Origin of the sequence: Agromyces albus (assembly GCF_004134825.1) — a bacterium.
GTDB lineage: Bacteria > Actinomycetota > Actinomycetes > Actinomycetales > Microbacteriaceae > Agromyces > Agromyces albus.
Genome location: NZ_SDPN01000001.1, coordinates 102,919 through 127,865, shown reverse-complemented (window position 1 = coordinate 127,865; position 24,947 = coordinate 102,919). Strand labels below are relative to the sequence as shown.

General features: G+C 69.8%; 26 protein-coding genes. 14 read left to right on the top strand and 12 right to left on the bottom strand.

The window, feature by feature from the left end; genetic code table 11:
- The first annotated feature begins 28 nt into the window (after positions 1–28).
- From ESP51_RS00620 to ESP51_RS00590, 7 genes are all read left to right on the top strand, one after another.
- Entirely contained in the window at positions 29–1,075 is a 1,047-nt protein-coding gene (locus ESP51_RS00620; protein WP_129518941.1) for a BMP family lipoprotein, read from the top strand.
- An 18-nt stretch (positions 1,076–1,093) separates the two neighbouring features.
- Entirely contained in the window at positions 1,094–2,647 is a 1,554-nt protein-coding gene (locus ESP51_RS00615; RefSeq protein WP_129518940.1) for an ABC transporter ATP-binding protein, read from the top strand.
- Positions 2,644–3,747 (top strand): ABC transporter permease, encoded by a 1,104-nt coding sequence (locus ESP51_RS00610; RefSeq protein WP_129518939.1) that lies wholly within the window; start codon positions 2,644–2,646, stop codon positions 3,745–3,747. The genes ESP51_RS00615 and ESP51_RS00610 overlap by 4 nt, the downstream gene beginning before the upstream one ends.
- Positions 3,744–5,024 (top strand): ABC transporter permease, encoded by a 1,281-nt coding sequence (locus ESP51_RS00605; protein WP_129518938.1) that lies wholly within the window; start codon positions 3,744–3,746, stop codon positions 5,022–5,024. Before ESP51_RS00610 ends, ESP51_RS00605 begins: the two co-directional genes overlap by 4 nt.
- On the top strand, positions 5,021–6,232 hold the full coding sequence (locus ESP51_RS00600; protein ID WP_129518937.1) for a metal-dependent hydrolase family protein: 1,212 nt from the start codon (positions 5,021–5,023) through the stop codon (positions 6,230–6,232). Before ESP51_RS00605 ends, ESP51_RS00600 begins: the two co-directional genes overlap by 4 nt.
- 78 nt (positions 6,233–6,310) lie before the next feature.
- Positions 6,311–6,994, top strand: coding sequence for a hypothetical protein (locus ESP51_RS00595; RefSeq protein ID WP_241842899.1), 684 nt, complete (start codon positions 6,311–6,313; stop codon positions 6,992–6,994).
- Positions 6,991–7,539 carry a hypothetical protein gene (locus ESP51_RS00590; protein WP_129518935.1) on the top strand — a complete coding sequence of 183 codons (549 nt, stop codon included), beginning with the start codon at positions 6,991–6,993 and terminating at the stop codon, positions 7,537–7,539. Before ESP51_RS00595 ends, ESP51_RS00590 begins: the two co-directional genes overlap by 4 nt.
- 404 nt (positions 7,540–7,943) lie before the next feature.
- Here ESP51_RS00590 and ESP51_RS00585 read toward each other — a convergent pair whose 3' ends face one another.
- Positions 7,944–9,308 (bottom strand): hypothetical protein, encoded by a 1,365-nt coding sequence (locus tag ESP51_RS00585; protein WP_129518934.1) that lies wholly within the window; start codon positions 9,306–9,308, stop codon positions 7,944–7,946.
- Between the two features lie 118 nt (positions 9,309–9,426).
- Between ESP51_RS00585 and ESP51_RS00580 the strand changes: the two genes are divergently transcribed.
- A complete protein-coding gene (locus ESP51_RS00580; RefSeq protein WP_338420329.1) occupies positions 9,427–9,984 on the top strand; it encodes an acyl-CoA thioesterase in 558 nt (185 codons plus the stop codon).
- 40 nt (positions 9,985–10,024) lie between these two features.
- Here the strand turns inward: ESP51_RS00580 and ESP51_RS00575 are convergent, their stop codons facing one another.
- Positions 10,025–10,534 carry an SRPBCC domain-containing protein gene (locus ESP51_RS00575; protein ID WP_129518932.1) on the bottom strand — a complete coding sequence of 170 codons (510 nt, stop codon included), beginning with the start codon at positions 10,532–10,534 and terminating at the stop codon, positions 10,025–10,027.
- 153 nt (positions 10,535–10,687) lie between these two features.
- Between ESP51_RS00575 and ESP51_RS00570 the strand changes: the two genes are divergently transcribed.
- The gene (locus tag ESP51_RS00570) at positions 10,688–10,927 is read left to right on the top strand and encodes a hypothetical protein (protein ID WP_129518931.1); all 240 of its coding nucleotides are present in this window, start codon (positions 10,688–10,690) and stop codon (positions 10,925–10,927) included.
- Here the strand turns inward: ESP51_RS00570 and ESP51_RS00565 are convergent.
- Positions 10,881–11,306, bottom strand: a complete 426-nt coding sequence (locus tag ESP51_RS00565; protein ID WP_129518930.1) for a winged helix-turn-helix transcriptional regulator — start codon at positions 11,304–11,306, stop codon at positions 10,881–10,883. The two genes, ESP51_RS00570 and ESP51_RS00565, sit on opposite strands and share 47 nt — an antisense overlap.
- A 133-nt stretch (positions 11,307–11,439) precedes the next feature.
- Between ESP51_RS00565 and ESP51_RS00560 the strand changes: the two genes are divergently transcribed.
- A complete protein-coding gene (locus ESP51_RS00560) occupies positions 11,440–11,799 on the top strand; it encodes a DoxX family protein (protein WP_129518929.1) in 360 nt (119 codons plus the stop codon).
- 86 nt (positions 11,800–11,885) lie between these two features.
- Here ESP51_RS00560 and ESP51_RS00555 read toward each other — a convergent pair whose 3' ends face one another.
- From ESP51_RS00555 to ESP51_RS00540, 4 genes are all read right to left on the bottom strand, one after another.
- Entirely contained in the window at positions 11,886–12,584 is a 699-nt protein-coding gene (locus tag ESP51_RS00555; RefSeq protein ID WP_129518928.1) for a shikimate kinase, read from the bottom strand.
- Positions 12,585–12,603: 19 nt separating this feature from the next.
- Entirely contained in the window at positions 12,604–14,292 is a 1,689-nt protein-coding gene (locus tag ESP51_RS00550; RefSeq protein ID WP_129518927.1) for a phytoene desaturase family protein, read from the bottom strand.
- A 140-nt stretch (positions 14,293–14,432) separates the two neighbouring features.
- The gene (locus ESP51_RS00545) at positions 14,433–15,257 is read right to left on the bottom strand and encodes an ABC transporter permease (RefSeq protein ID WP_129518926.1); all 825 of its coding nucleotides are present in this window, start codon (positions 15,255–15,257) and stop codon (positions 14,433–14,435) included.
- 133 nt (positions 15,258–15,390) lie between these two features.
- Complete coding sequence (locus tag ESP51_RS00540; protein WP_241842898.1) at positions 15,391–16,383, bottom strand: ATP-binding cassette domain-containing protein; 993 nt, start codon at positions 16,381–16,383, stop codon at positions 15,391–15,393.
- A gap of 60 nt (positions 16,384–16,443) precedes the next feature.
- Here ESP51_RS00540 and ESP51_RS00535 point away from each other — a divergent pair, with 60 nt between their 5' ends.
- Entirely contained in the window at positions 16,444–17,430 is a 987-nt protein-coding gene (locus ESP51_RS00535; RefSeq protein ID WP_129518925.1) for a helix-turn-helix transcriptional regulator, read from the top strand.
- A 4-nt stretch (positions 17,431–17,434) separates the two neighbouring features.
- Here the strand turns inward: ESP51_RS00535 and ESP51_RS00530 are convergent, their stop codons facing one another.
- A complete protein-coding gene (locus ESP51_RS00530) occupies positions 17,435–18,223 on the bottom strand; it encodes an META domain-containing protein (RefSeq protein ID WP_164990337.1) in 789 nt (262 codons plus the stop codon).
- A 142-nt stretch (positions 18,224–18,365) separates the two neighbouring features.
- Here ESP51_RS00530 and ESP51_RS00525 point away from each other — a divergent pair, with 142 nt between their 5' ends.
- Together ESP51_RS00525 and ESP51_RS00520 are read left to right on the top strand one after the other, a co-directional pair.
- Complete coding sequence (locus ESP51_RS00525; protein WP_129518923.1) at positions 18,366–18,587, top strand: antitoxin; 222 nt, start codon at positions 18,366–18,368, stop codon at positions 18,585–18,587.
- Positions 18,584–18,946, top strand: coding sequence for a type II toxin-antitoxin system PemK/MazF family toxin (locus ESP51_RS00520; RefSeq protein ID WP_129518922.1), 363 nt, complete (start codon positions 18,584–18,586; stop codon positions 18,944–18,946). The genes ESP51_RS00525 and ESP51_RS00520 overlap by 4 nt, the downstream gene beginning before the upstream one ends.
- A 31-nt stretch (positions 18,947–18,977) precedes the next feature.
- Here ESP51_RS00520 and ESP51_RS00515 read toward each other — a convergent pair whose 3' ends face one another.
- The 3 genes from ESP51_RS00515 to ESP51_RS00510 all read right to left on the bottom strand — a co-directional run bounded on the left by ESP51_RS00515 (position 18,978) and on the right by ESP51_RS00510 (position 20,612).
- Positions 18,978–19,367 (bottom strand): META domain-containing protein, encoded by a 390-nt coding sequence (locus ESP51_RS00515; protein ID WP_129518921.1) that lies wholly within the window; start codon positions 19,365–19,367, stop codon positions 18,978–18,980.
- A gap of 83 nt (positions 19,368–19,450) precedes the next feature.
- Positions 19,451–19,627 (bottom strand): hypothetical protein, encoded by a 177-nt coding sequence (locus ESP51_RS20445; RefSeq protein WP_164990335.1) that lies wholly within the window; start codon positions 19,625–19,627, stop codon positions 19,451–19,453.
- Positions 19,628–19,652: 25 nt separating this feature from the next.
- Positions 19,653–20,612, bottom strand: coding sequence for a LysR family transcriptional regulator (locus tag ESP51_RS00510; protein ID WP_129518920.1), 960 nt, complete (start codon positions 20,610–20,612; stop codon positions 19,653–19,655).
- 153 nt (positions 20,613–20,765) lie between these two features.
- Between ESP51_RS00510 and ESP51_RS00505 the strand changes: the two genes are divergently transcribed.
- On the top strand, positions 20,766–24,413 hold the full coding sequence (locus ESP51_RS00505; RefSeq protein ID WP_129518919.1) for a proline dehydrogenase family protein: 3,648 nt from the start codon (positions 20,766–20,768) through the stop codon (positions 24,411–24,413).
- Positions 24,414–24,416: 3 nt separating this feature from the next.
- On the opposite strand, the gene ESP51_RS00500 is transcribed toward ESP51_RS00505, so the two are convergent.
- Positions 24,417–24,920, bottom strand: coding sequence for an ATP-dependent zinc protease family protein (locus tag ESP51_RS00500; RefSeq protein WP_129518918.1), 504 nt, complete (start codon positions 24,918–24,920; stop codon positions 24,417–24,419).
- Between the last annotated feature and the right edge of the window lie 27 nt (positions 24,921–24,947).

Below are 24,947 nucleotides of genomic sequence, written 5' to 3'. Positions count from 1 at the left end.
GAAGACCCCCACAGCAGAAGGAGCCAGTGTGTCCAGTTCAGCAACCTCCCGAGTGATCTCGGTCGGCGGCGCAGTGCTCGCCGCCACTCTCGTGCTCTCCGCGTGCTCCGGCCAGACGGCGGCCACCCAGCCGAGCGGCGACCCCGATGCGCCGAAGATCGCCATGATCTACGGCACCACCGGCGACTTCTCGTTCATGGACAGCGCCTACAAGGGCTTCACCGAAGCCCAGGAGAAATACGACTTCACGCCCCTCGACTTCTCGAGTCCGAACACCGACGACTTCCAGGACCGCATCGATCTCGCCATGTCGGAGGGCGCTGGCCTCGCGATCGGCATCGGGTTCCAGTACGCCACGCCCATGGCCGAGACCACCGACCACCCCGACACGGCCTTCGTCGCGGTCGACATCGACAAGGGCACCACGATCCCCGACGTCACGACGATCTCGTTCGCGGCCGAGCAGTCCTCGTACCTCGTCGGCGTCGCCGCGGCACTCGCCTCGACGACGGGGCACGTCGGGTTCATCGGCGGCGTCGACCAGCCGAGCATCCAGAACTTCTTCGTCGGCTTCGAGGCCGGGGCGAAATCGGTGAACCCCGACATCGTGGTGGACAGCACCTACCTCTCACCGCTCGGCGATTTCACGGGCTTCTCCGACCCCACCAAGGGCAAGGAGGCGGCCACCTCGATGTACGCGGGCGGTGCCGACGTCATCTACGCGGCGGCCGGTGGTTCCGGCCTCGGCGTCTACGAGCAGGCCCTCGCGTCGAGCACGCCCGACGCCAAGGTGTGGGCGATCGGCGTCGACGGCGATGTGTACCAGCAGGTCGACGAGTCGATCAAGCCGTACATCCTCACCTCGGCGATCAAGAACGTCAACGTCGCCGTGGAGGACAGCATCGCCGCCTTCCTCGACGGCACTCTCGAGCCGGGCGAGCAGCTGTTCGACCTCTCGAACGACGGCGTCGGCTACTCGACGAGCGGCGGGTTCCTCGACGAGTTCGAGGCGCAGATCGAAGAGGCCAGGCAAGCCATCATCGACGGCGACATCACGGTGCCGAGCGCCCTGTAGGCGCGGTCGGGCGCGAACATGGTGGAGCGGAAAGAGCTGGTGCGACTCACCGGCATCGTCAAGAGGTTCGGCACCTTCGTCGCCAACGATCGCATCGACCTGTCGGTGAAGGCCGGCACGGTGCACGCGATCGTCGGGGAGAACGGCGCGGGCAAGTCGACTCTCATGAAGATCCTGGCCGGCGAGGAGAACCCCGACGAGGGCACGATCGAGATCGAGGGCGTCGAGCGCTCGTTCCGGTCCCCTCGGGAGGCGCAGCGAGCCGGGGTCGGCATCGTGCACCAACACTTCCTGCTCGCCGACGCGCTTCGCGTATGGGAGAACGTCGTGCTCGCCGACGAGCCGGGGTCGGCGCTCCGGCTCGACACGGCGGGCGCCCGCCGCCGCGTCGGCGAGCTCGCCGCGGCCAACGGATTCTCGGTCGACGTCGACGCCGTCGTGCGCGACCTCGGCGTCGGGGCGCGGCAGCGGGTCGAGATCCTCAAGGTGCTCTACCGCGACGCGCGCATCATCATCCTCGACGAGCCGACCGCCGTGCTCGTGCCGAGCGAGGCGCAGTCGCTGTTCGCGGCGATGCGCGCGTTCACCGAGGCCGGGGCATCCGTCATCTTCATCTCGCACAAGCTCGACGAGGTGCTCGACTTCGCCGACGAGATCACCGTGATCCGCGCCGGCGAGGTCGTCGGGCACCGGATGCCGGCCGAGACGAGCGCACGCGAGCTCGCCTCGCTCATGGTGAAGGTGGCGATGCCATCGGTCGAACCTCGCATCGAACCCCCAGGTGAGCAGATCGTGCTCGAGGGCCGAGGGCTCACGGTCGGCGACGAGGGGGAGGTGCCCGCGCTCGACGACGTGTCGTTCTCGGTGCGGGCCGGCGAGATCCTCGGCGTCGCCGGGGTCGAGGGCAACGGCCAGTCCGAGCTCATGCTCGCCCTGCTCGGCCGGGTCGCGGCACGCGGCACGGTGTCGGTGAGTGGAGCGGATGTCTCGGGGCTGTCGACCGAGCAGCGGCGCGGCGGCGGCATGGCGTACATCCCCGAAGATCGCCACCACGACGGTCTCGTGCTCTCGATGCCGCTGCGCGAGAACGCCGCGCTGGGTCACCACACCCACCGCCCCGTGAAGCGCGGGCCGTGGTTCAGCCGATCGGGCGCAGCGGCGGTCGCCGAGCGGATCATCGCACGATTCGACGTTCGCGGCGGTGGGCCGATGACCCTCGCGTCGTCCCTGTCGGGCGGCAACCAGCAGAAGTTCATCGTCGGGCGCGAGCTCGGCTCCGATCCGCGCGTGCTCATCGCGGCGCATCCGACCCGCGGCGTCGACATCGGCGCGCAATCGGCGGTGTGGGCCGAACTCATCGAGGCGCGTGACCGCGGCCTGGGCACGCTGCTCATCTCGGCCGACCTCGATGAGCTGCTCGCCCTCTCCGACCGCGTGATCGTGTTCTACCGCGGCACGATCGTGGGCGAGCTCGACCCCCGCGCGACCGACGCCGAGACCCTCGGCGAATACATGACCGGTGTACGCAGCGACCGCATTGCGGCACCGATCGACCAGGAGGCCGCCGAATGATCCGACGCATCGTGCTCACCCTGAGCGGCCCGGTGGTCTCGGTGCTGCTCGCGCTGCTCGTGACCACCCTGTTCCTCAGCCTCAGCGGCTACTCCGCGGCATCCGCCTACGAGGTCATGTGGAACTACGGCATCGAGCCGGCCTCACTCGTGTCGGCGCTGAACAACGCGGTGCCGCTCTATATCGCGGGGATCGCCGCCGCGTTCGCTCTTCGCATGGGACTCTTCAACATCGGCATCGACGGCCAGTACCGTGTCGCAGCGCTCGCCGGCGCGGTCGCGGCCGCGCAGCTCCCGTTCGATCTCGCCGTGCGGCTGCCGCTCTCGCTGCTGGTCGGCAGCGTGGCCGGCGCACTCTGGGCGCTCGTGCCCGCGCTGCTCAAGGTGTACCGCGGAGTGAACGAGGTCATCACCTCGATCCTCATGAACGCGATCGCGACGACCGTCGTGGCCATCCTGCTCGCGAACGTCTTCCGCGCCGGCGGCGGTCAGGACACCGGCACGGCGATCATCGACGAGAACGGCGCGATGCCGGTGCTCGTCGACCTCGGCATCGGCAATCGCACCGCGATCACGGGCTTTCTCGTCGTCGCGATCGTGCTCGGCGTGCTGTTCTACCTCATTCAGTACCGCACGGTGTTCGGCTTCACGCTGCAGGTGGCCGCTCGCTCGCCCGACGCCGCCGAGTCGGCGGGCATCAAGGTGAAGCATCGCATCATCTGGGCGATGCTCGGCTCGGGCGCGATCGCGGGCCTCATCGGCATGCCGCACGTGCTCGGCACGGCCCATCGTTTCGACGGCACCCTGCCGATCGACCTCATGTTCACGGGACTCGCGGCCGCGCTGCTCGGCAGGATGCACCCGATCGGCATGGCCTTCGGCGCGTTCCTGCTCGCCTTCGTCGAGCGCAGTTCGCAAGTGCTCGGGCTCGTGCAACTGCCGACCGAGGTCGGGTCGGTGTTCATGGCGGTGATCCTCCTGAGCTCGGCGATCGGCTACTGGTTCACCGAGAAGGCCGACCAGCGCATCGCCCTCTGGCGGGCGATCAGGGCGAGACGACGGATGCCGCTCGCCACCGACGGGGCGGAGGCCGCACGATGACCGACACCATCACGCACGTCGCGGCGCGACCTTCGCCGACGCGACTCGCGCCCGGGCGGGCGGCGCTTCGCACCGGACTCCGCTGGGCGCTGCTCGGATTCGGCCTGATCGTCATTGCCCAGTACGTCGCCGACGCCCCGGGGATCGCGGCCTCCTCCACGTGGGGTTCCGCGCTGCGCCTCACGGTGCCGATCGCCATCGTGGCGATGGGCGGCCTCTACTCCGAGCGCGCGGGCATCATCAACGTCGGCCTCGAGGGCATGATGATCGGCGGCACCTGGATGGCGGGCCTGTTCGGCTGGCTCTGGGGGCCGTGGGCCGCGCTCGGCGGCGGCATCGTCGGCGGGTTGATCTTCGGACTCCTGATGGCACTGCTCTGCATCGAGATGGGGCTCAACCAGCTCATCGTCGGCGTCTCGATCAACGTCATCGCGGCGGCGCTCGCCCGATTCATGGCCGACATCGTCTTCAACGGCGTCGACGGCGGCACCATCGCGCACTCGCCGCGAATCGGCGGCTCCCTGCCGACGATCGGCATCCCCTTCCTCTCGGGCGGCTTCGGCACGTTCGACCTCACTCGCGTGATGGAGGCGTCGGGCCTACCGGTCGTCGCGCAGCTCGGCGGCATCGTCGGCGGACTCACTCGCGACGTGTCGATCACGGCAGTGATCGGGCTGCTGCTGATCCCGGCCACCGCGTACGTGCTGTGGCGCACGCCGTTCGGGCTGCGATGGCGTGCGGCGGGCGAACGGCCGGCGGCGCTCCAGGCGCTCGGCGGTGACGTGCACCGCACGCGCTGGCTCGCCGTGCTCATCGGCAGCGGCATGGCGGGCTTCGCCGGCGGATACCTCGTGCTGATCTCGCAGGGCTACGTCGAGCACCAGACGGCCGGCCGCGGCTTCATCGGACTTGCGACGCTCATCTTCGGCAACTGGATGCCCTCTGGGGTGTTCCTCGGGTCGTCGCTCTTCGGCTTCAGCGATGCGGTCGGACTCGGGAGGCCCGAGACGTTCCGGGCGCTGCTGTTCATCCTCGCGATCGTCTTCGTAGTGGTCGGCGTGAGCCGCATCATGAAGGGCGAGCGGCGCGGCGGCATCGCCCCGCTCGTGCTGGGAGTCGTGCTCGTGCTCGTCTTCCTGTTCGTGCCGCTGCCGAGCGGCCTCGCCACCGCCGCGCCGTACCTCGTGACACTCGCGGTGCTCGTCGTCGCCGGCGTCACGATGCGTCCGCCCGCTGCGCTCGGCCACGTGTTCCCACGGAAGAACGCGCGGTCATGAGGTCTCACGTGCTCGAGAACGTCGAGCTGTGGGATGGCGACTCGGCGCAAGGGCCATCCACGATCGAGTGGAGCGACGGCGGCGGCACCGACGGCACGATCGTCGCCGTGCGGCCGAGTGAATCCGCCCAAGCGCCCCGCTTTGCCGTGATTCCCGGTCTCATCGACACGCACGTGCACCTCATCGGGCACGCAGGCGAGGGGCGCGTCGACTTCCTCACGTGGCCGCTCACCACGCGCCCAGAGGAGCAGGTGTTGCACGGGCTCGCGCACGCGCGGCAAGCCGCACAGGCCGGCGTGACGACGCTGCGCGACCTCTCCGCCGATGAGATCCAGTTCTCGCTCGCGCGAGCCCTAGATGCCGGCATCGTCGACGGCCCTCGGGTGCTCGCGCACGGCATGGTGAGCATGACCGCGGGCCACGGCGACCTGTTCGTGCCGCCCGCCGTCGCGGCGCGCAAGCCCGTCGCCGACGGCGTCGACGAGTGCCGCAAGCTCGTGCGCCAGTGGGCGCGAGCCGGGGCTGACGGGGTGAAGATCGCCACGAGCGGCGGCGTGCTGTCGGTGGGCGACAAGAGCTCCTGGCGCAATCACACGCGGGCTGAGATCGCCGCGATCGTCGACGAGGCGCACGCGCTCGGCATGCTCGTGGCCGCGCATGCCCACACCGAGCAGGGCATCGGCATCGCCCTCGACGAGGGCGTCGACTCCATCGAGCACGGCACGCTCGTCTCACCCGCCCAGGCCGAGCGCATCGCCGCTCGCGGAGTGAGCATCGCCCCGACGCTGCTCATCAACGACCGGATCGCCGCAGGCCAGTTCGGTGTGACGCCCGAGCAGGCGGCGAAGGCGAGCGCGCTCGTCGCCGAGCGCGATGCGCTCATGCGCTCGGCGGCCGATGCCGGCGTCGACTTCGTGCTCGGCACTGACGCGAACGGGCACCACATCGGGTTCGCCGACCAGATGGCGGAGGTGCGCGCGATGGCCTCAACGCTGGGTTGGAGCGCCGAGCGAGCCATGCAGGCGGCGACCACACGGGCCGCGCGGACGATCCGACGAGGGGACTCCCTCGGCCGGGTCCGCGAGGGGTTCGCCGCGGACTTCGTGGTCATGCGGGGCAGGCCGTGGCGCGACATCCGTGAGCTCGACACGTCGGGCATCGTCGCGGTCGTCTCGCGCGGTCGCGTGGTCGCGGGCGAGTTGCCCTGAGGGCTCGACGCGCGAATTCACCCACGTGCGCTACGTGGTGCTGCCGAACAGCTGACCCGCGCCTCTATGCTTGCCCCCGTGGGGGAGCCGCAACCGACTGAGCCGCAGGCCGTGCCGAAGCGACGATTCCGCTGGGTGCGGGCGGCGGCCGACCGAGTGCCGACGAAGTGGGTCGCAGGAATCGGGACCGGCGTGTTCTTGGCCGTGACGGCTGCGTTCGGCGGGCTCGAGACGGTGGAGGCCGTAAGCCTGCCCGAGCTCACCGCCGGCGAGGAACATCGCAACGACCAGCTGGCGGTCACCGTGAAGCGTGCGGTGCTCATCGATGAGCTGCCCGAGGCGGGTGTCACGGTGGAACCCGGCGAGCGGGTGCTCGCCCTGATCGTCGACGCCGAGAACCTCTGGGACGAGCCGTTGCCCACGACACCCGGCTACAGCCTGTCGTCGACGGTCGCGCTGGCCGACGATCCTGAGGCGGAACCAGAGGGGATCTCCCGCTATGACGACACGACGGAGAACCCGTGGTTGCAGCCCGGGGTGCTCGCGACGATCGTGCTCGCCTGGGTGGTTCCCGCCGATCGCCACGCTGCCGGCGACGAGTTGCGCGTCGTGCTGAACGACGAGACGCTCTTCACCGGTACGGCGGTGATCAGCGGGCAGTACTGGGACAATCCGGTGCCCGCCGCGATCATGGCCCTCGACATCGAGGACGTCGGAGCGGGCCGCGATGTGGCAGAGCCAGATCCCGGGGCTGGCGAATGAGGAGATGGGCCGCCGCGCTCGGCGGCACGGCGCTCGTGGTCGCGGCATGGGGCACCGCGCTCGTGACGCCCGACGATGCGGAGGCCGAGCGGCCGTTCAGCGTGCCGGTCGAGATCGGCGACCGCGGCGAGGGGCGGAACCTGGCCGTGACCGTCACGGGGATTCGAGCCGCGGATGCGGCGACGATCGACGGCTGGGACGCCGAGGGTCCGTGGCTCATCGTCGACCTCGAGGCCGCGGCGGTGCAGAGCGACCTTCGCGCAACACTCTCGCACGCCACGCTCTCGGTCGACGGCCGCACCTACCGCGCGAGCGAGCGGCCGCCCGACTCCATGTTCCGCTCGGAACTGGCAGTGGGCGTGCCGCGATCGGGGAGCATCGCGTTCGAATTGCCCGAGGAAGCGCTCGGCGATGACGTCGCCGTGCTGAGTCTGGGCCTGGAGGCGGATCCGAGGCTCGACTCTCTGATCGAAGTGCACTTCGAACCGAGCACCCTCGATCGAATCGAGGAGGCGGAACTCATGTCGAGCGGGTGGGCGAGATGACGGTCGATGCACTCACGAACCGGCGCGGGTGGTGGCGGCGCAACGCGCTCCCGCTCGTGGGGGTCGCGGTGCTGCTCCCGGCGACGTTCGGCGTGATTGCCTGGAATGAATGGAACGAGTACTTCTCAGGACAGGCGACGCAGCCGGTCGTCGCACCGCCGGGCGGCTCTGTGGAGTTCGAGGGCGCCGTCTGGGGACCCGCCGAGATCGAGGTCGTGGACCCAGGTGCAGAGTTCGAGGCTCCCGCCGGTTCGCAGGTCGTCACCGCCGCGGTGCCGGTCGATCCAGGTGCGCATGCCGTGACGTGCCACACACCCACCCTGCGGGAGACGACGGGAGCCCAACGCGAATGGAGTGACGCCACCTTCGACATCGGGTGGTCGCCGGCGCCCGACGAGCTCGGCTCATGCGCCCTGACCGGGACGGACCCCTTCACGATCACCGTCGCGTTCCTCGTTCCGCTCGACGCCACCGGGCCCTTCGCCGTCGAGCTCATCTCGCCCAACGCGCTTCCCAGATTCGCCCGACTGCTCGTCGAGCCCTGACGAGCCGGCTGCGGAGGCCGGAACGAGTCGTGCGAGTGTCGCGTCGTAGGCGCTCGCCACGAGACTCACGCGCAGCGGCTCGACGATGAGCGGCACGAGGAGCAGGATCACCGCGTCGGCGACCGCCCAGAATGAGTAGAGGTCCTGGGGGCCGACGAGGCGGGTGACCCAGATGCGCAGCATCTGCTCGAGGCCGAGCACGATCGTGTACAAGAGGACGTACCCGCCGACCAGCACCGGCCCGGCGCGCCACATCAGCACCACCGCGCGCCCGATGGGGCGGAATCGCGCGGCGAAGTCCCACCACACGTCGCCGAGCCGTCGACGCACCGCTTCGGGCAGGCTCGAGAACCGGCGGCGGGCTCCATCGACGAGGGCGCCGCCGAGCCGCGGCGCCTGTGGTGCGACCGCCTGCCCGTAGATGACCCCGGCGATGGTGAGCCAGGCGAGCGGCAGCAGGATGATGCCGCCGGCCTCGCCCAGCAGCCACTCGACCGCCTCCCAGAGCCACGCCACGGGTTCGACCTGGCTGGTGACCCAGGCTCGCACATCGGCGAGCCAGACCATCGCCTGCCGCGACTGCACCCACGCCGACACTTGGCCGAGCGCCTCCGAGATCAGGATCACGGTGAAGAAGACCCAGACCGCCTCGAGGTAGGCCGCTCCGATCGCCGACCATTTCGGCAGCCGCGTGCGGAACCGGTTCCACGCCCATCGGCCGGCGAAGGCAAGCACGATGAGCGCGACCGTGGCCGGCTCGAACATCAGCTTGTCGATGGTGCCCTCGGTGGAGACGGTCTCACCCGCGAAGATCGCCACGGTGTTGATGCCCTGCTGCACCTCGAGCGCACGGGCGAGGTAGGCGAACCAGTCGTCGCGAAGGTAGCCCCAAGCCGCGTAGAAGGCGAAGAACGGCAGGATGCCGCCGAGCACGGCGTCGACGAAGGCGCGCCGTCGTGCCCCGGCATCGCCGGGAAGTGGTGCGATGGCTCCGAGCCGGTTCATCCCGTCACGCAGCACGAGGAACATCGCGACGAAGCTCACGAGCCGGGCGAGGATCGCGAGCGGCAGTAACAGCGTGCCGCCGAGCGCGGAGTACGCCCCGACGAAGCCCGCCAGTTCGATGACGAGGTACCGGGCGAGGATGCCCCCGAGGAACCACGCGAGCAGCGCCGGCCAGTGGGCCAGCAGCAATCGGCCGGTCATCGCGATCACGGTGAGCACGAGACCACGGTATCGGTTGCGCACAACGCGGCGTGGCGGCATCCGCTCGCCGACTGTGGCGACCCGCCAATGATGGATGATCGACGACGAATCGGGCCTACAGTCGTGGACTATGCACATGTTCTTCCGCACGCTGCTCCACGTGTTGTTCCTCTCGCGCCGCAAGCACGATCTCGGGCACTACGACATCGCGCGCACGAACTTCATCACCCTGCCGACCGACCTCGACATCAACCGCCACATGAACAACGGCGTGTACTTCTCGATCATGGATGTCGCGCGTTTCGACATGCTCGTGCGCAACGGGGTCTGGCGCATCATGCGCGAGAAGGGCTGGTACCCCGTCGTCGCGAGCGAGACGATCACGTTCCGCAAGTCGCTGAACCTCTGGCAGCGGTTCACGATCGAGTCGCGCATCCTCGGCTTCGACGAGAAGGCCGTCTATGTCGAGCAGCGCTTCGTGCGGCCGGGCCCAGATGGCGTGCCCGAGGTCTTCGCCCAGGGCTTCATCCGTGGGCGGTTCCTGCGCAAGTCGGGCGGCATCGTGCCCGTGCCCGAGCTCATCGAGGCGTTCGGCACCGTCGAGGGCGAGGGCCTGCCCGAGTGGATCGAGCGTTGGGGAGCGGATGTCGCGCTGCCCGCGACGCGCGCCGAGGCGCCGTCGGTCTGGCGCTGACCGCACCGAGCCGTGGCTACGCGAGCCGACTGAATCGCGCTCAGCGCCGCGCCGCGTCGGGCACGTTGAGGCTGCGGTAGTGCTCGGAGAACGCCGGATAGTAGTGATCCCACTCGGGCAGGGCCATGCCCCTGCGAGCCGCGCTGAGGCGGTCGAGGTAGTAGTCCCAGCCGGGGCCGATGCTCGGGGCATCCGCTGCCCTGTTCAATCGCTGGCCGAGGGTGAGCGTCGTCAGGCCGCCGCCCTCGACGAGGTGGCAGAAGACGCGCCACGCGTTGTCGCCCGAACCGGCATCGGCGGTGAAGCGATACGGCGGCGTGCACTCGAGGATGCTCACGTTCTCCCACTCAGCGTCGGGCTCGGCCGACATGATGAAGCGCACGCCGCCCGTGGCGGGGCTGCCGGTGTAGGTGCCGATCCACGACTGCATCGCGGTGGGATTCGTGAGGCTGAACCAGACGTCGACGATCGGCGCATGGAACAAGCGGTCGAACTGCAGGTACAGGCCGTCAGGCTTCAACGCATAGTGTCCGGTCGGCTTCGCGATCATCTTCGACCCCCGCTCGTCGTGCTCTTCAGGCTAATGCGGTCGGCCTGCTTTCACTAGAGCTTCACGCGAGCGATCGGGCTCATTAGAGTGGCGCCATGGGTTGCGGGAGAGCGTGTCGCCGCTCCTGATCAGACCCGAGTGAGGCGGGGGCGAATGCAGATACCGAAGCCATCGGATGCCGCCAAGGAGCGGTTCACGTCGTCGATGCCCGATGACCCGCGCGTCGTCGTGAAGCCCATGTTCGGCAACCTCGGCGCGTTCGTGAACGGCAACATGTTCGCGGGTCTCTTCGGCGACCGTATCGGCGTGCGAGCGCTCGACGAGGGGGTTCGGTCGCCCGCGAAGATCAGGCGCCGGGTGCCGCGTCGTCGTACGTGTCTCGCGCGGCCGTGATCGCCTCGTGGTTCGCGGCGGCCCATCCGACGAGGCCGAGCACGGGCGCCGCGAGCGAGCGGCCGAGGTCGGTCGCCGCGTATTCGACGCGCGGCGGGATCTCGGGGTAGGCAGTGCGCGAGACGAGTCCGTCTCGTTCGAGGTTGCGGAGGGTCTGCGTGAGCATGCGGTGCGAGATGCCGTCGACCTTGCGCTGCAGTTCGGTGAAGCGCAGCGAGCGGTCGTCGAGCAAGCCCACCACGAGCAGGCTCCACTTGTCTCCGACGCGCGAGAGCACGTCGCGGATCACGCCGCTCGCCGGCTCGTCGCTGCTGCACGTCGACGCCGACGCCAAAGGGTGATCGGCGAATCGGGGTGCTGCGGCATCCGTCGTGGTCATCGTCTCGCTCGTCTCGCTCTCTCCAATACGCACCTCGAGGTGCGTGACGCACGATGAAGTGCCGGGGACCCGTCGGTTATAGTCACCGATCGTGCGTCACGCACTCATCGTAACCGACCCTCTGGAGAATCACATGATCATCGCACTGTGGATCGTCACCGCCCTGCTCGCCCTCGCCTTCCTCGCCGCCGGCACGATGAAGACGTTGACGCCTCGCGAGAAGCTGATCCCGAAGCAGCCGTACATGGAGGACCTCAGCAATGGCCAGGCGCGTGTCATCGGCATCCTCGAGTTCCTCGGCGCGCTCGGCCTCGTGCTGCCCGCCGCGACCGGCATCCTGCCGTGGCTCACGCCCGTGGCCGCGTTCGCGCTCGTGCTCACGATGGGTGCCGCGTCTGCGCTGCACCTGAAGCGCAAGGAGTCGCCGATCGTGAACATCGTGCTCGGCGTTGTCGCGCTCGCCGTGGGCATCGGGTGGGTCGCGCTCGGCTGAGGCCGCTCGCGCTCCCGCTCGCGAAATGCAGGAGATCCCGCGTCAGAGGCGCGTATGCGGGCCTATGACCGCGAATCTCCTGCGGTTCAGCTTTCGGCTGCGCCACCTGCCATTCCGCGGCCCAAGAAGGCTTCCGTCACTCGCTTGGCCAGATCATCTTCGGTCATCGTGGTGTCAGCCTCGATGGCGTGCAGTTCGAGACGTTTCGCTTCCTCGTGGAGTCGTTTCACGAAGGCTTGGTCGCGTTCGGCGATGTTGCGGCCGGCTCGCTCCGGATCACTGGTCTTCCAGATGAAGCCTTCGCCGGGCGTGGCACGACTCTCGATCGCGGCCCGGCGGAATTCGGGCGTGGGGAGGAGCCAAACCGCGTGACTGGACACGGTGAGGAGCGGCTTCACGAGGTGTGGCAACAGCCGGAAACCCTCGACGATGACACGAGGTTCCGGAGGCAGGCGAAGGAGGTCTTCGATGATCAGCCCGAAGCCCTCACCGCGAAACCAGTGGAAAGTCTCAAGCATGGTGTCCGGAGGCCGGTTCACCCATCGCTCGTCCATGTCCATGGCCATGAACTGATGAAGGAACGGGGCTTCTTCGGGTGTGGTCCGGCGAGCGTGCTCCGACATCACGTCGTCGGTCGCGTAGAGACGCCACCCGTACTGATCCGCCAAGCGGCGGGCAATCGTCGACTTGCCTGCACCACTCCCGCCACCGATCCAGTAGACGTGCCGCAGCTGTTCACGCAGCTCGGCGGCGTCGGCAGCCGCTTCGTAGCGTTCGAATCGCATCCTTCTCCTGTCTGAGATCTCAGAGCACGGATGCCTCGAGCACGGCCATCGCCGCATTGTGTCCGCCGATGCCGCTCACCGCGCCGCCGCGTACGGCGCCCGCCCCGCAGACGAGGATCCGCGGATGCCGCGTCGCCACGCCCCAGCGCTCGGCGGGCGTGTCGAGGGGCGCGCCGTCTTCGGCCCAGGGCCACGAGAGCGGGCCGTGGAAGATGTTGCCGCCCGGCATGCGCAGGGCCTCCTCGAGGTCGAGGGTGGTCTTCGTCTCGATGCAGGGGCGGCCCGCGGCATCCGTCGCGATCACGTCTTCGATGGGTTCGGCGAGCACGGAGTTGAGCGAGGCGAGCACCGCCGCCTGCAATTGCGCGCGCAGCTCGTCGTTGCCGAAGCGCTCGAGCAGTCGATGGGGCACGTGCAGCCCGAACACCGTGAGGGTGTGAGCGCCGGTGGCCGCGAGCTCGGGCGAGAGGATCGACGGGTCGCTCAACGTGTGGCAGTAGATCTCGCACGGCAGCGGCGATGGGATCGCACCGCGCGCAGCCGTCGCGTAGGCGGCGTCGAGCTGTGACTCGAGTTCGTTGATGTGGAACGTGCCGGCGAACGCGACCTCAGGAGCGACGCTCGCGTCGCGCAGGCGCGGCAGGCGGTTGAGCAACAGGTTGACCTTCACCTGCGCGCCCTCGGGCTCGGCGGCGAGCCGAAGCCGTTCGCGGACGACGGGCGGGACGTCGAGCTTCGAGTCGTGCGTGAACGGCGGCCGGTCACGAGGTGCGATCGAGCCGGATGCCTCGCGCGCGGCGTGCGCCGCGGCATCCGCCGCTCCGGCCGTGAGCAGCCGCTCGAGCACCGCGGGCGCGACGTTCGAGAGCACGATCCCCGCGGTCGCCTCATGCTCGGTGCCTTCGAGGCGACACCGCACTCGACCGCCGGGATCGACGGCGAGCACTTCGGCGCCCGTGACGAGTTCGGCGCCGGCGTCTCGAGCGGCCCGGGCGAGCTCACCGCTGACGGCGCCCATGCCGCCGACGGGCACGTCCCAATCGCCGGTGCCGCCGCCGATCACGTGGTAGAGGAAGCACCGGTTGGCGTCGAGCGCCGGGTCGTCGAGGCTCGTGAACGTGCCGATGAGGCCGTCGGTCGCGACGACGCCGCGCACGAGGTCGTTCTCGAAACGCGCCTCGATCGTCTCGCCGAGCGGTCGCTCGACGAACGATCCCCACACGCGATCGTCGCCGATGAGGGCGCGCGCCTCGGCGCGCGTGGGCAACGGTTCGGTGAGCGTCGGGAAGATGCGCTCGGCGAGGTGCGCGGTTTCGGCGTAGAACGCGTTCCAGGCGTCGGCGTCGTTCTCTGCCTCGATGCCGGCGAACGCGGCGGCGGATGCCTCGGCGCCGGCTTCCCGGTCGATCAGCAGCCCGCGCGACGGATCGGCCGGGTCGGGCGTGTACGACGAATAGCGCCGGCGCACGAGCTGAACGTCGAGCCCGAGATCGTCGACGATGCGCTGCGGCAACAGGCTCACGAGGTACGAATAGCGCGAAAGCCGCGCGTCGACCCCGTCGAACGCCTCGGCCGAGACGGCCGCGCCGCCGAGGTGGTCCTCGCGCTCGAGCAGGAGCACGCGCTTGCCGGCGCTGGCGAGGTAGGCGGCGGCGGTGAGACCGTTGTGGCCGCCGCCGATGATCACGACGTCGTGGGGGTGGGGCATCCAATGAGCGTAACGAGCGGATGCGGCATCCGCCGGGCCCTGTTTCAGAATTCAGGAGCGGGCTCGGCGTGGCGTGCCGAGGCCCCGGCGTGTCGCAGTCGAAACGCCGGGGCCTTCCTGAATTGTGCGAATTGTGGACGTCAGCTCGCGCGGCGCATCGACCGCACGCCCACGAGCACGCCGATCGCGCACGTCGCCGCCGCGGCGAGGATGCCGCCGAGCACCGCTGGGGCACCGAAGTCGCCCGCGAGCAGTGCGCGCTCGGCGCCGACGAGGTAGCTGAGCGGGTTGACGGCCGCGGCGACCTGCATCCAGTCGGGGCCGTCCTCGAGCGGCAGCAGCATGCCCGAGAGGATCATCAGCGGGAACAGCAGCGTCTGGTGCACCATCCAGAACATCCAGTCTCGGTTGCGGCACGCGAGGGCGAGCGAGTAGCTCAGCGCACCGAAGCCGATGCCGAACACCGCGAGCACCGCGAGGCCGGAGACGAGCCCGAGCGGGTCGACGCTGAAGCCGAACGGCACTGCGACGAGCACGACGATCGTGCCCTGGATCACGAGCGGCACGACCTCCTTCAGGGCGCGGCCGACGAGGAGCGCGCTGCGCGAGAGCGGCGCCACGAGCGTGCGCTCGTGCGAACCGGTCTGCATCTCGAAGAGGAGGTTCGCGCCGGTCGAGGCCGTGCCGAACAGCGCGACCATCACGAGGATGCCGGGCACGAACCACTGCAGTGTGCCCGCGACGTCGCCGCCCGCGGCACCGACGAGCAGCGGCCCGAAGAGTCCGAGGAAGACGAGCGGCTGCACGAGGCTGAACATGACGCTGAACGGGTCGCGCGCAAGCGGACGGGACTCGCGCACGAAGACGCTCGCGGTGTCGCGCACGAATCCGGTCGGGCGAGCGGATGCCGCGTGGCGGTCGGTCGCGGCGGGTGCCGAACCGGCGGTCGAGGTGATCGTGTTCATGGGAATGCTCCTTTGGGATTCGAGATGCAGGAACTTCTGCCGCACCTGCGGCGTGTTGCCCCTCGTCAGGCGAGCCGGACGGCGTTTCTTCCTGCAGGGTCGTGCGGGTGAACGAGTGAGGGGTGCAGTCGGGTCAGACGGCGACGGGCTCGGCGGCGTCGGATGCCTCGGCGTGCGCCGCCTCCTCGCGGAGGCTGCGGCCCGTGAGCGCAAGGAACACGTCGTCGAGCGTGGGCTGCCGGTGCGTGGCCGCCACCACGTCGAGGCCCGCGTCGCCGAGGTCGCGGATGAAGCGGGGCAGCGCGCGGTCCCCGCCGCGAGCCGTGACGGTCACGACCCGGCCCGAGGTGTCGCCGCCGATGCGGGCCGCGGCGGCTGCGGCATCCGTCGCCCCTTCGAACTCGAGGGTGATCCGGTCGCCTGCGAGTGACTCCTTCAGCGCCCACGCCGTGTCGTCGGCGATGACCGCGCCGTGGTCCATCACCATGACGCGCTCGGCGAGCTGGTCGGCCTCGTCGAGGTAGTGCGTCGTGAGGAAGATCGTCGTGCCGGTCTGCCGGCGCAGCTCGACGATGTGCTCCCAGAGGTTGGCGCGGCTGTGCGGGTCGAGGCCCGTCGACGGCTCGTCGAGGAAGAGCAACTCGGGCCGGTGGATGAGTCCGACAGCGATGTCGAGCCGGCGCTTCTGGCCGCCAGAGAGCGACTGCACCGTGCGGTTCGCCGACTGCTCGAGCTCGAGCGACTCGATGAGCTCGTCGGCCCGCGCGCGGGTCTCGCGGCGGCCCATTCCGTAGAACGAGCCCTGCGCGTGCAGCTCGTCGCGCACGCGCTGGGTGTGCCCGCCGGAATTGCCCTGGCCGACATAGCCGATCCGGCGCCGAACACCGGCAGGATCGCGGCGGATGTCGCAGCCCGCGACCGTCGCTTCGCCCTCGGTGGGCGGCAGCAGGGTCGTGAGCATGCGGAGCGTCGTCGACTTGCCGGCGCCGTTCGGGCCGAGGAAGGCGACGAGCTCGCCGTCGGCCACATCGAGGTCGACGGAGCGGACGGCCTCGACGGTCTGCCCCTTGGAGCGGAACGTCTTCGTGAGGCCTCGGGCGGTGATCATCTGGTTGTGGTTCGTCATATCGACAGTCTTTCGAGGCATCCGGACACTTTCTGTCCTTATTGGGAAGAGAATGAAGACATGGCCGCAACCACCTCGAGAGCCCTCGAACTCCTCTCCCTGCTCCAGAGCCACCGGCACTGGTCGGCACGCGAGCTCGTCGACCGGCTCGGCGTCTCGGATCGCACTCTGCGCCGCGACGTCGAGCGGCTGCGCGAGCTCGGCTACGGCATCGAGTCGGCTCGCGGCAGTGCCGGGGGATACCGGCTCGAGGCCGGCACGGGCATGCCGCCGCTGCTCCTGACCGACGACGAGGGCGTGGCGATCGCGGTGGGACTGCGCTCCCAGGCGACGGCGGGCCTCCGCGGCGCCGAGCACACCACGCTCAGCGCGCTCGCCAAGATCGAGCAGGTGTTGCCGCCCGCGCTGCGCCGCCGCATCGACGCCCTGCAATCGCACGCGACGGTCGGGGCCGGCGGGCGGGGAGCATCCGGACGCCCCGTTCCCGAGATCGACGCCGAACTGCTCGGGCTCCTCGCGCTCGGCTGCCGCGACTCCGAACGGCTGCGCTTCAGGTACACGGATGCCGCGGGCGAGGTGTCATCGCGTGTCGTCGAGCCGTACCGGCTCGTGCCCGTGGCGCGCCGCTGGTACCTCCTCGCCTGGGACCGCGAGCGCGACGACTGGCGCACGTTCCGGCTCGACCGGGTGAGCGAGGTGTTCCCGACGCGCGTGCACTTCGAGCCACGCGCGCTGACCGACGAAGCGGCGCGGGATCGCGTCGAGGCCGCGCTGCGCTGGCGCGAGCGGAGCTTGAAGGCCACGGTCATCGTCGACCTGCCGCACCCTGAATTCGCCGACTACCTCGGATGGTACGGGCGCGATGTGACGGCGCACGGCGCGACCCAGAGCGCCTGGCCGCTCGAGGCCGACTCGCTCGAGAACCTCATGATGGGGCTCATGTGGATGCCCCGCGGCGTGCCCTATCGCGTGGAGGGGCCGCCCGAGGTGCTCGAGTTCCTCGCGGTGCAGGCCGAGCGGTTCGCGGCGGCTGCTCGCTCCGCGTGAGCGGCTACTCGCTCCGCGTGAGCGTGCCGATCTCGGAACCCGCTCGGTCGAAGAAGGTGATCGTGTCGCCGTCGACGGTGGCGGTGGCGTGCTGATTCAGCCAGTCGTCGATGCCGGGGAGGCATCCTCTCTCCGTCAACGAGTGGAATCCGAAGTCGAGCGTGTCGGCTTCGATCCACCAGAGACCGTTGAAGAAGTTGCAGCCGTCACTGCCGTTGTACGTGCCGTCGGCGGAGATCACGATCGAGGGCTCGCCCTCGGTATCGGCCGTGCCCCAGGTGCCGAAGAAGGCTTCGGCATCGCCCGAGGGGACTGTGGCCGGATCGACATCGCTCGCACGGTCGAGCGTGCCGATCTCGGTGCCGTCGACGTCGAGGATCGTCAGCACGTCGCCGTCGACGGTGCCCGAGGCGAGACCGGAAAGCCAGGTGTCGAATGACTCGGGGGACTCGGGGCTGCACACCATCCCCGGGGATACGACGTCATGGAACGCGATCGTGCCGTCGTCGTCGCTCCACGACCCGTGGAGCCTGTTGCAGCTGTCGGATCCGGTGAGGGTGCCATCGGCCGCGAGGTTGAGCGATGGCTCGATCACCCACCCGGTGGTCATCCCGGTGGGATTGCCCCAGGCTCCGACGGCATCGGATGCCTCGGCAACGGGCGCGCCGCCCGCAGTCGCGCCCGCGCACCCCGCGAGCAGAGCGGTGGCAGCGAGGACCAGTGCGCCGATCAGCGCCGAACGCGTCGCGGTTCGAGCCGTGTCGTGGTCATACGCCCGTGTCATGCTCCTCATAGTCGTCTCCATCCCGAGGGTGTCCCTACCCTTTGAGACGAACGGGCAGCGGGAAACGTTGGGTGCGCCGGCCGGGCGTCCATGACGACCGACACGTCGGGGCCGAGTCCATACCCGAGTAGTGCTCGGGTAGGATCAGGGTATGACCAAGTTGAGCGTCAGTCTCCCGCCCGCCGACGTGGCCTTCATCGACTCGATCGCCGTGCGGTTCGACGGCAATCGTTCTGCTGCCATCCACGACCTCGTGCGTCTCGGGCGCGAGCTCGCCGCCGCCGATGACTACGCCGCAGCCTTCGACGAATGGGAGTCGTCGGGCGACGCTGCTGCGTGGGAGTCCGCGACGGCCGACGGGCTCTCGGAGTGAGGCGCGGCGACGTCGTCATCGTCTCACTCGATCCCGCACTGCCTGCCGAGGCTTCGAAGGCCCGGCCGTGCGTGCTCGTGAGCAATGACGGCGCGAACACCATGGCGAGTCGGCTCGGTCGCGGGGTGGTGACCATCGTTCCGCTCACCTCGAACGTCGCACGTGTGTTCAACGGCTTCGAGACCCTGGTCTCCGAGCGCGACGAACTCGCGACCATGGGTCTTGGTGCGCCGTCCAAGGCGCAGGCCGCGCAGCTTCGCGCCGTCTCGGTCGAACGCGTTCGCGGCACCATCGGGCGATGTCCTGCACGTGTTCTCGATGCGATCGACGACGCGATCAGGTTCCATCTGTCGCTGTAGCGCAGTTGAGACTCCGAGAGACGAGCGCCGCTCACTCGGTGCGCGGCAGCGTGCCGATCTGCGCACCGGATGCGTCGAGCACGGTCATCGTCTCGTCGGCGATGGTCGCCGCGGCGAGTTCCGAGAGCCAGGTGTCGACGCCTTCGCAGAACATGCGGGTCGTCGCGACGTGCTCGAACGTGACCGTGGTGCCGTCCATGCTCCAGCCGCCGGTGAGACGGTTGCAGCCGTCGGTGCCGGTGAGTGTGCCGTCGGCGGCGAGCACGATCGACGGCTCGGTGGTTGCCGTCGGGTCGCCCCACGTGCCGATCGGGTCGGGCGCCGCTCCGGGGCCCGCGTTCGTCGCGCACCCCACGAGCGTGAGCGTCGCCGCGACGAGCAACGCACCGGTCAGAGCCGAGAACCGCAGCATCTGTGCCATGGCGTCAGCGTAACGCTGCGGCGCGATCGGCGGCCGGTGCTCGCCGTCGCGAGCCCGGAGCGCCGCAGGTCGGCGGCGGCGCGTTAGGTGCCTGCAGCGCCAGCCGGGGCCTCCACGACGACGGACACGTCGGGGCCGAGTCCGTACCCGCCGCCGCCGGTGCCGCCGCCGTTCGACGGGCAGCCGGTGAGGGTCAGGACGGCGACCGCTGCGACGACGATCCCGCCGACACGTGTCGTGGAACGAGACATCCGTGCCATGGCCACAGTCTATTCCGAGGATCGCTCAGCTGCGCCTGGGAGCCGCGTCTGCGCGGGCAGCCCTGGCCAGGGCGTCGCGACAGGCGACCACGGCCGGCCGCGTCGCCGCCGCGAGCCGCGTGGAGCTGAACACCTCGCGCTGCGGATGCCCCGGCAGGTCGATGAGGGCCACGTTCGGCACCTCGCCCGCCCAGACGAGATCGGGCAGGAGCCCGACGGCGTTGCCTGAGCGGATGAGGCGGATGTGCGCCATGAGGTCGGCCGTCTCGAACCGCACGTCGGGCTCGAAGCCGGCTTCACGGCAGAGTTGCTCGGCCCACTCGCGAGAGGCTGTTCCGGCGGGCTCGAGCACCCAAGGGAGGTCGGATGCCGCGGCGAGGGGACTCCCGGAATCCGGGGTGGCCTCGATACGAGTCGCCTGCGGCGGCGCTACTCGACCACCGGAGGCGGCATCAGGCGGCAGCGCGAGCCGGATCACGTCGGCGGCGAGGTGCACGCGGTCGAGGTCGTCGCGGTGGGCGCGCGTGTGGCCGGGGTATTGCTCGGCGATCACGAGGTCGAAGTCGCGCGCCGCGACGTCGAAGAGGGCGAGCTCGGGCTCGCGCTCGGTGACCTCGACGCGCAGGTCGGGATGCTCCGCACGAAGCAGCGTGAGGGCCTGCGGCACGATCGCGTGGGCCGCCGACTGGAACACCGCGATGCGCACCGTGCCGCCGACGGTCGTGAGCGAGCGCGCGACATCCGACTCCGCCTCCTCGAGGCGATCGAGCACCGCACGGGCGTGCTCGACGAGAACTTCGGCCTGCGGGGTCAGCTGCACCCTGCGACCGACCTGCACGAGCAGCGGCACCCCCGCCTCGCGCTCGAGCTGACTGAGCTGCTGCGACACTGAGGACGGGCTGTACGAGAGCGCCTCGGCGACCGCCGCGAGGGTGCCGCGCTGGCTGAGTTCGACGAGCAGGCGCAAGCGGCGCACATCGAGCATGACGGCCTCCAGGCGACAGTCGATACATCGGTTCCTCTGAACAGTATCCTTCGGATTCATTCGCTGTACCGAACGGATGCATCGGCGCACACTTATCTCAAGCGGCGCGCGGCCCCCGGCGCGCCAGAAGCAAAGGACACTAGCCTCGTGACCATGTCGAACGCTGCCACGGACGCACGACCGAGCACCGATCACGTCGTCGCCCTCGTGCGACGCTGGCTTGCCGAGAGCGCCGAGTATCCCGCAGAGCCCGCCGCCGAGCGTCTCGCCGGCGTGCTGAAAGACCCGCGCGGCCTCGACTTCACCGTCGGATTCGTCGACGGCGTCATGCGGCCCGAAGACGTCGGCGTGGCCGGCCGAAACCTCGAGCAGGTCGCGAGGCTCACGCCGCGGTTCCTGCCTTGGTACCTGCGCGCTGCGATCCGGCTCGGCGGATTCGTCGCGCCGGCGTTCCCGTGGATCGTCATCCCGATCGCGCGTCGCGTGCTGCGCAGCATGGTCGGCCACCTCGTGCTCGACGCGACGCCCGAGAAGCTCGGCCCCGCGATCGCCTCGCTGCGCGAGAACGGCAACCGCTTGAACCTCAACCTCCTCGGCGAGGCCGTGCTCGGCGAAGACGAGGCCGCCCGCCGCTTGCGCGGCACCTACGAGTTCCTCGCCCGAGACGACGTGGACTACGTGTCGATCAAGGTCTCGAGCGTCGTGAGCCAGCTCTCGATGTGGTCGTTCGACGAAGCCGTCGAGAAGGTCGTCGAGAAGCTCACCCCGCTCTACGAGCTCGCCGCGAAGAGCCCGTCGCCCAAGTTCATCAACCTCGACATGGAGGAGTACCGCGACCTCGACCTCACGATCGCGGTGTTCAAGACCCTGCTCGACAAGCCGCAGTTGCGCGGCCTCGAAGCGGGCATCGTGCTGCAGACCTACCTGCCCGACGCGCTCGGCGCGATGCAGGACCTCACCGCATGGGCGACGGCCCGCCGCGCCGCCGGCGGCGCACCGATCAAGGTGCGGGTCGTGAAGGGCGCGAACCTCGCGATGGAGCACGTCGACGCCGCGATCCACGGCTGGCCCGTCGCGACGTACGGCACCAAGCAGGACTCCGACACGAACTACAAGCGGGTGCTCCGCTGGTCGATGACGCCCGAACGCACTCACGCGGTCAAGCTCGGCGTCGCCGGCCACAATCTCTTCGACGTCGCCGACGCCTGGCTCACCGCGAAGTATCGCGGCGTCGACGATCGCGTCGAGTTCGAGATGCTCCTCGGCATGGCGACCGGCCAGGCGGAAGCGGTGCGCGCCACCGTCGGCAACCTGCTGCTCTACACGCCCGTCGTGAACCCCGCGGAGTTCGACGTGGCGATCGCCTACCTGATCCGCCGCCTCGAAGAGAACGCGAGCGACGACAACTTCATGTCGGCCGTGTTCGAGCTCGCCGGCGACGAGCGGCTCTTCGAGCGTGAGCAGGCACGCTACCTCCGCTCGGTCGAAGCGCTCGAAGCGGATGCCGCGAACCCGGCCGCGCCCACGCCGAATCGCACCCAGAACCGCCGCACCGAGTGGAGCGAGGAGTCGCTCGCCGCGGCGATGGCGATTCCCGACGCTCCCGCTCCGGGCACCGAGCACGAAGACGAGTCGCTCACGAGCGTCGTGCTCAACCTCGTGCGCGGCTCCGACGGCATCGACGGCATCGAGCTGGCGGATGCCGCGGCATCCGCTGCTCCCTCGGCGCCGGGCACGCCGGGCGCGCCCATGGGCCCGGGCGCGACTCCCGGCTTCCGCAACGAACCCGACACCGACCCGGCGATCGCCGCGAACCGCGACTGGGGACGCCGCATCCTCGCCCGCGTGCCCGGATCGCGTGTCGGCATGGACACGGTCGCCGCGGCCCGCGTCGACGACCCCGAGACCCTCGACTCCATCATCGGTTCCGTGCACGCCCGCGGTGCCGCGTGGGGCAGGCTGCCCGGCGCCGAACGCGCCGCCGTGCTGCATCGCGCGGGCATCGCGCTCGCCGCGAACCGCGACCGCCTCATCGAGGCGATGGCCGCCGAGACGGGCAAGACCATCGCCGAGGCCGACCCCGAGGTGAGCGAGGCGATCGACTTCGCGCATTACTATGCCGAGCGCGCCCGCGAGCTCGACCACGTGCAGGGGGCTTCGTTCGTGCCACCGAAGCTCACCGTCGTGACGCCGCCGTGGAATTTCCCGGTCGCCATACCGGCCGGCGGTGTGCTCGCCGCGCTCGCCGCAGGTTCGGGCGTCATCATCAAGCCCGCGAAGCTCGCCCAGCGCTCCGGCGCCGTCATGGTCGAGGCGCTCTGGGAGGCCGGCGTGCCGCGCCACCTCCTCGCCCTCGTCGACCTCGCCAACCACGACCTCGGCAAGCAACTCGTCTCGGCGCCCGAGGTCGACCGCGTCATCCTCACGGGCGCGTACGAGACCGCGCAGCTGTTCCGCTCGTTCCGGAAAGACCTCCCGCTCCTCGCCGAGACGAGCGGCAAGAACGCGATCATCGTGACGCCGTCGGCCGACCTCGACCTCGCCGCTGCCGACGTCGTGAAGAGCGCCTTCGGACACGCGGGGCAGAAGTGCTCGGCCGCCTCGCTCGTGATCCTCGTGGGATCGGTCGCGAAGTCCGAGCGATTCCGCCGGCAGCTCGTCGACGCGACCATGTCGTTGCAGGTCGGCTGGCCCGAAGACCCGCGGAGCCAGATGGGCCCGATCATCGAGCCCGCGAACGGCAAGCTGCTGCACGCGCTCACGCAGCTCGGCATCGGCGAGGACTGGCTCGTCGAGCCGAGGCAGCTCGACGAGACGGGGCAGCTCTGGTCTCCCGGCATCCGCTCGGGCGTCGCCGCCGGCTCCTATTTCCACCTCACCGAGTTCTTCGGCCCGGTGCTCGGCGTCATGCACGCTCGGAACCTCGACGAGGCGATCCGCATGCAGAACGCCGTCGACTACGGGCTCACCGCGGGCCTGCACTCGCTCGATCCCGCCGAGCTCGCCACCTGGCTCGATCGCGTCGAGGCCGGCAACCTCTACGTGAACCGCGGCACCACCGGTGCGATCGTGCAGCGCCAGCCGTTCGGCGGCTGGAAGCGCTCGTCGGTCGGCGCCGGCGCGAAGGCGGGCGGCCCGAACTACCTGTTCGGTCTCGGCGAGTGGGTGCCCGAGCACGGCCCCGCGAGCTCCACGCTGCACCTGCGCGGACTCGAGAAGCGCGTCACCGAGATCATCGAGGCCTCGCAGCCGGCGCTCGGCTACGAGGAGTTCGACCTGCTGCGCCGCTCTGCCCTCTCCGACGAGCTCGCGTGGGCCGAGGAGTACGGCGTCGTGAAGGACGTCTCGGGCGTCGAGGTCGAGCGGAACCTGTTCCGCTACCGCCCGCTGCCCGTCACGATCCGCATCGGCGAGCAGGCGACCCTCGCCGAGGGGCTCCGCGTCATCGCCGCCGGCGTGCTCGCGAAGGCGCCGCTCACGGTGTCGACGGCGATCGACCTGCCGAAGGGCGTGCGCAACGTGCTCGCCGCGCGTGACGTGCGCATCGTCCGCGAGAAGGATGCCGGATGGCTCGCGCGCGCCGCGAAGGGCGGCATCACCACGACACGCGTGCGGCTCGTCGGCGGCGGCGCCCCGGCACTCACCGAAGCGCTCGGCGGAAGCCCGGATGTCGCGGTGTGGTCGCACGCCGTGACGCCCTCGGGCCGCGTGGAGCTGCTGCCGTTCCTGCGCGAGCAGGCCGTCTCGATCACGAACCACCGCTTCGGCAACCCGAGTTCGCTCTCGGCGGGCGTGATCTAGGGGCTACTTCGAGCGATCGACCACGCGCACCGTGCGGCCCCGGTTGCGACGGCGGATGCGGCGGGGCGCGCGTCCGCCGAGGAACGAGCGTGCTGCGTCGACGATGAATCCCCGGCGCAAGGCTTCTCGGCCGATGAGCATGCGGAAGCCCATCTCGTCACGGTTCGTGAGTGTCACCTCGGCGGTGATGGCGCGTCCTCGAAGCACGACCTCCATGAGCACGACGATGCGCTCCTCAGTGTGGCCCGAGGAGCTGCGCACCTTTCGGCGGTCGTGGATCGGCAGCTCCACCACGACGGCGTCGTCGCCGGTGTCCTGCCATGGGTGGATGCCGAATCGCACCATCGACGTGCCGTCATGCTGCGCCTCCTCCACGTCGAAGGCGTGCAACGACGAGGTTCGTGCGCCGGTGTCGAGCTTGGCTTTGATCCACGGCACCCCTGCATCGGGCAGACTTACCCACTCGCGCCATCCGACGATGGTGTTTGAATGGGGAGTCTCGTTCACCCGACCATCTTCGCAGGGGTACAACTG

What these genes read in the sequence shown, in the direction of transcription:
- ESP51_RS00615 (WP_129518940.1), top strand. Translation starts at nt 1,094, where the DNA reads ATGGTGGAGCGGAAAGAGCTGGTGCGACTCACCGGCATCGTCAAGAGG.
- ESP51_RS00610 (WP_129518939.1), top strand. Translation starts at nt 2,644, where the DNA reads ATGATCCGACGCATCGTGCTCACCCTGAGCGGCCCGGTGGTCTCGGTG.
- ESP51_RS00605 (WP_129518938.1), top strand. Translation starts at nt 3,744, where the DNA reads ATGACCGACACCATCACGCACGTCGCGGCGCGACCTTCGCCGACGCGA.
- ESP51_RS00600 (WP_129518937.1), top strand. Translation starts at nt 5,021, where the DNA reads ATGAGGTCTCACGTGCTCGAGAACGTCGAGCTGTGGGATGGCGACTCG.
- ESP51_RS00590 (WP_129518935.1), top strand. Translation starts at nt 6,991, where the DNA reads ATGAGGAGATGGGCCGCCGCGCTCGGCGGCACGGCGCTCGTGGTCGCG.
- ESP51_RS00580 (WP_338420329.1), top strand. Translation starts at nt 9,427, where the DNA reads ATGTTCTTCCGCACGCTGCTCCACGTGTTGTTCCTCTCGCGCCGCAAG.
- ESP51_RS00575 (WP_129518932.1), bottom strand. Translation starts at nt 10,534, where the DNA reads ATGATCGCGAAGCCGACCGGACACTATGCGTTGAAGCCTGACGGCCTG.
- ESP51_RS00570 (WP_129518931.1), top strand. Translation starts at nt 10,688, where the DNA reads ATGCAGATACCGAAGCCATCGGATGCCGCCAAGGAGCGGTTCACGTCG.
- ESP51_RS00565 (WP_129518930.1), bottom strand. Translation starts at nt 11,306, where the DNA reads ATGACCACGACGGATGCCGCAGCACCCCGATTCGCCGATCACCCTTTG.
- ESP51_RS00560 (WP_129518929.1), top strand. Translation starts at nt 11,440, where the DNA reads ATGATCATCGCACTGTGGATCGTCACCGCCCTGCTCGCCCTCGCCTTC.
- ESP51_RS00555 (WP_129518928.1), bottom strand. Translation starts at nt 12,584, where the DNA reads ATGCGATTCGAACGCTACGAAGCGGCTGCCGACGCCGCCGAGCTGCGT.
- ESP51_RS00550 (WP_129518927.1), bottom strand. Translation starts at nt 14,292, where the DNA reads ATGCCCCACCCCCACGACGTCGTGATCATCGGCGGCGGCCACAACGGT.
- ESP51_RS00545 (WP_129518926.1), bottom strand. Translation starts at nt 15,257, where the DNA reads ATGAACACGATCACCTCGACCGCCGGTTCGGCACCCGCCGCGACCGAC.
- ESP51_RS00540 (WP_241842898.1), bottom strand. Translation starts at nt 16,383, where the DNA reads ATGACGAACCACAACCAGATGATCACCGCCCGAGGCCTCACGAAGACG.
- ESP51_RS00535 (WP_129518925.1), top strand. Translation starts at nt 16,444, where the DNA reads ATGGCCGCAACCACCTCGAGAGCCCTCGAACTCCTCTCCCTGCTCCAG.
- ESP51_RS00530 (WP_164990337.1), bottom strand. Translation starts at nt 18,223, where the DNA reads ATGAGGAGCATGACACGGGCGTATGACCACGACACGGCTCGAACCGCG.
- ESP51_RS00525 (WP_129518923.1), top strand. Translation starts at nt 18,366, where the DNA reads ATGACCAAGTTGAGCGTCAGTCTCCCGCCCGCCGACGTGGCCTTCATC.
- ESP51_RS00515 (WP_129518921.1), bottom strand. Translation starts at nt 19,367, where the DNA reads ATGGCACAGATGCTGCGGTTCTCGGCTCTGACCGGTGCGTTGCTCGTC.
- ESP51_RS20445 (WP_164990335.1), bottom strand. Translation starts at nt 19,627, where the DNA reads ATGGCACGGATGTCTCGTTCCACGACACGTGTCGGCGGGATCGTCGTC.
- ESP51_RS00510 (WP_129518920.1), bottom strand. Translation starts at nt 20,612, where the DNA reads ATGCTCGATGTGCGCCGCTTGCGCCTGCTCGTCGAACTCAGCCAGCGC.
- ESP51_RS00505 (WP_129518919.1), top strand. Translation starts at nt 20,766, where the DNA reads ATGTCGAACGCTGCCACGGACGCACGACCGAGCACCGATCACGTCGTC.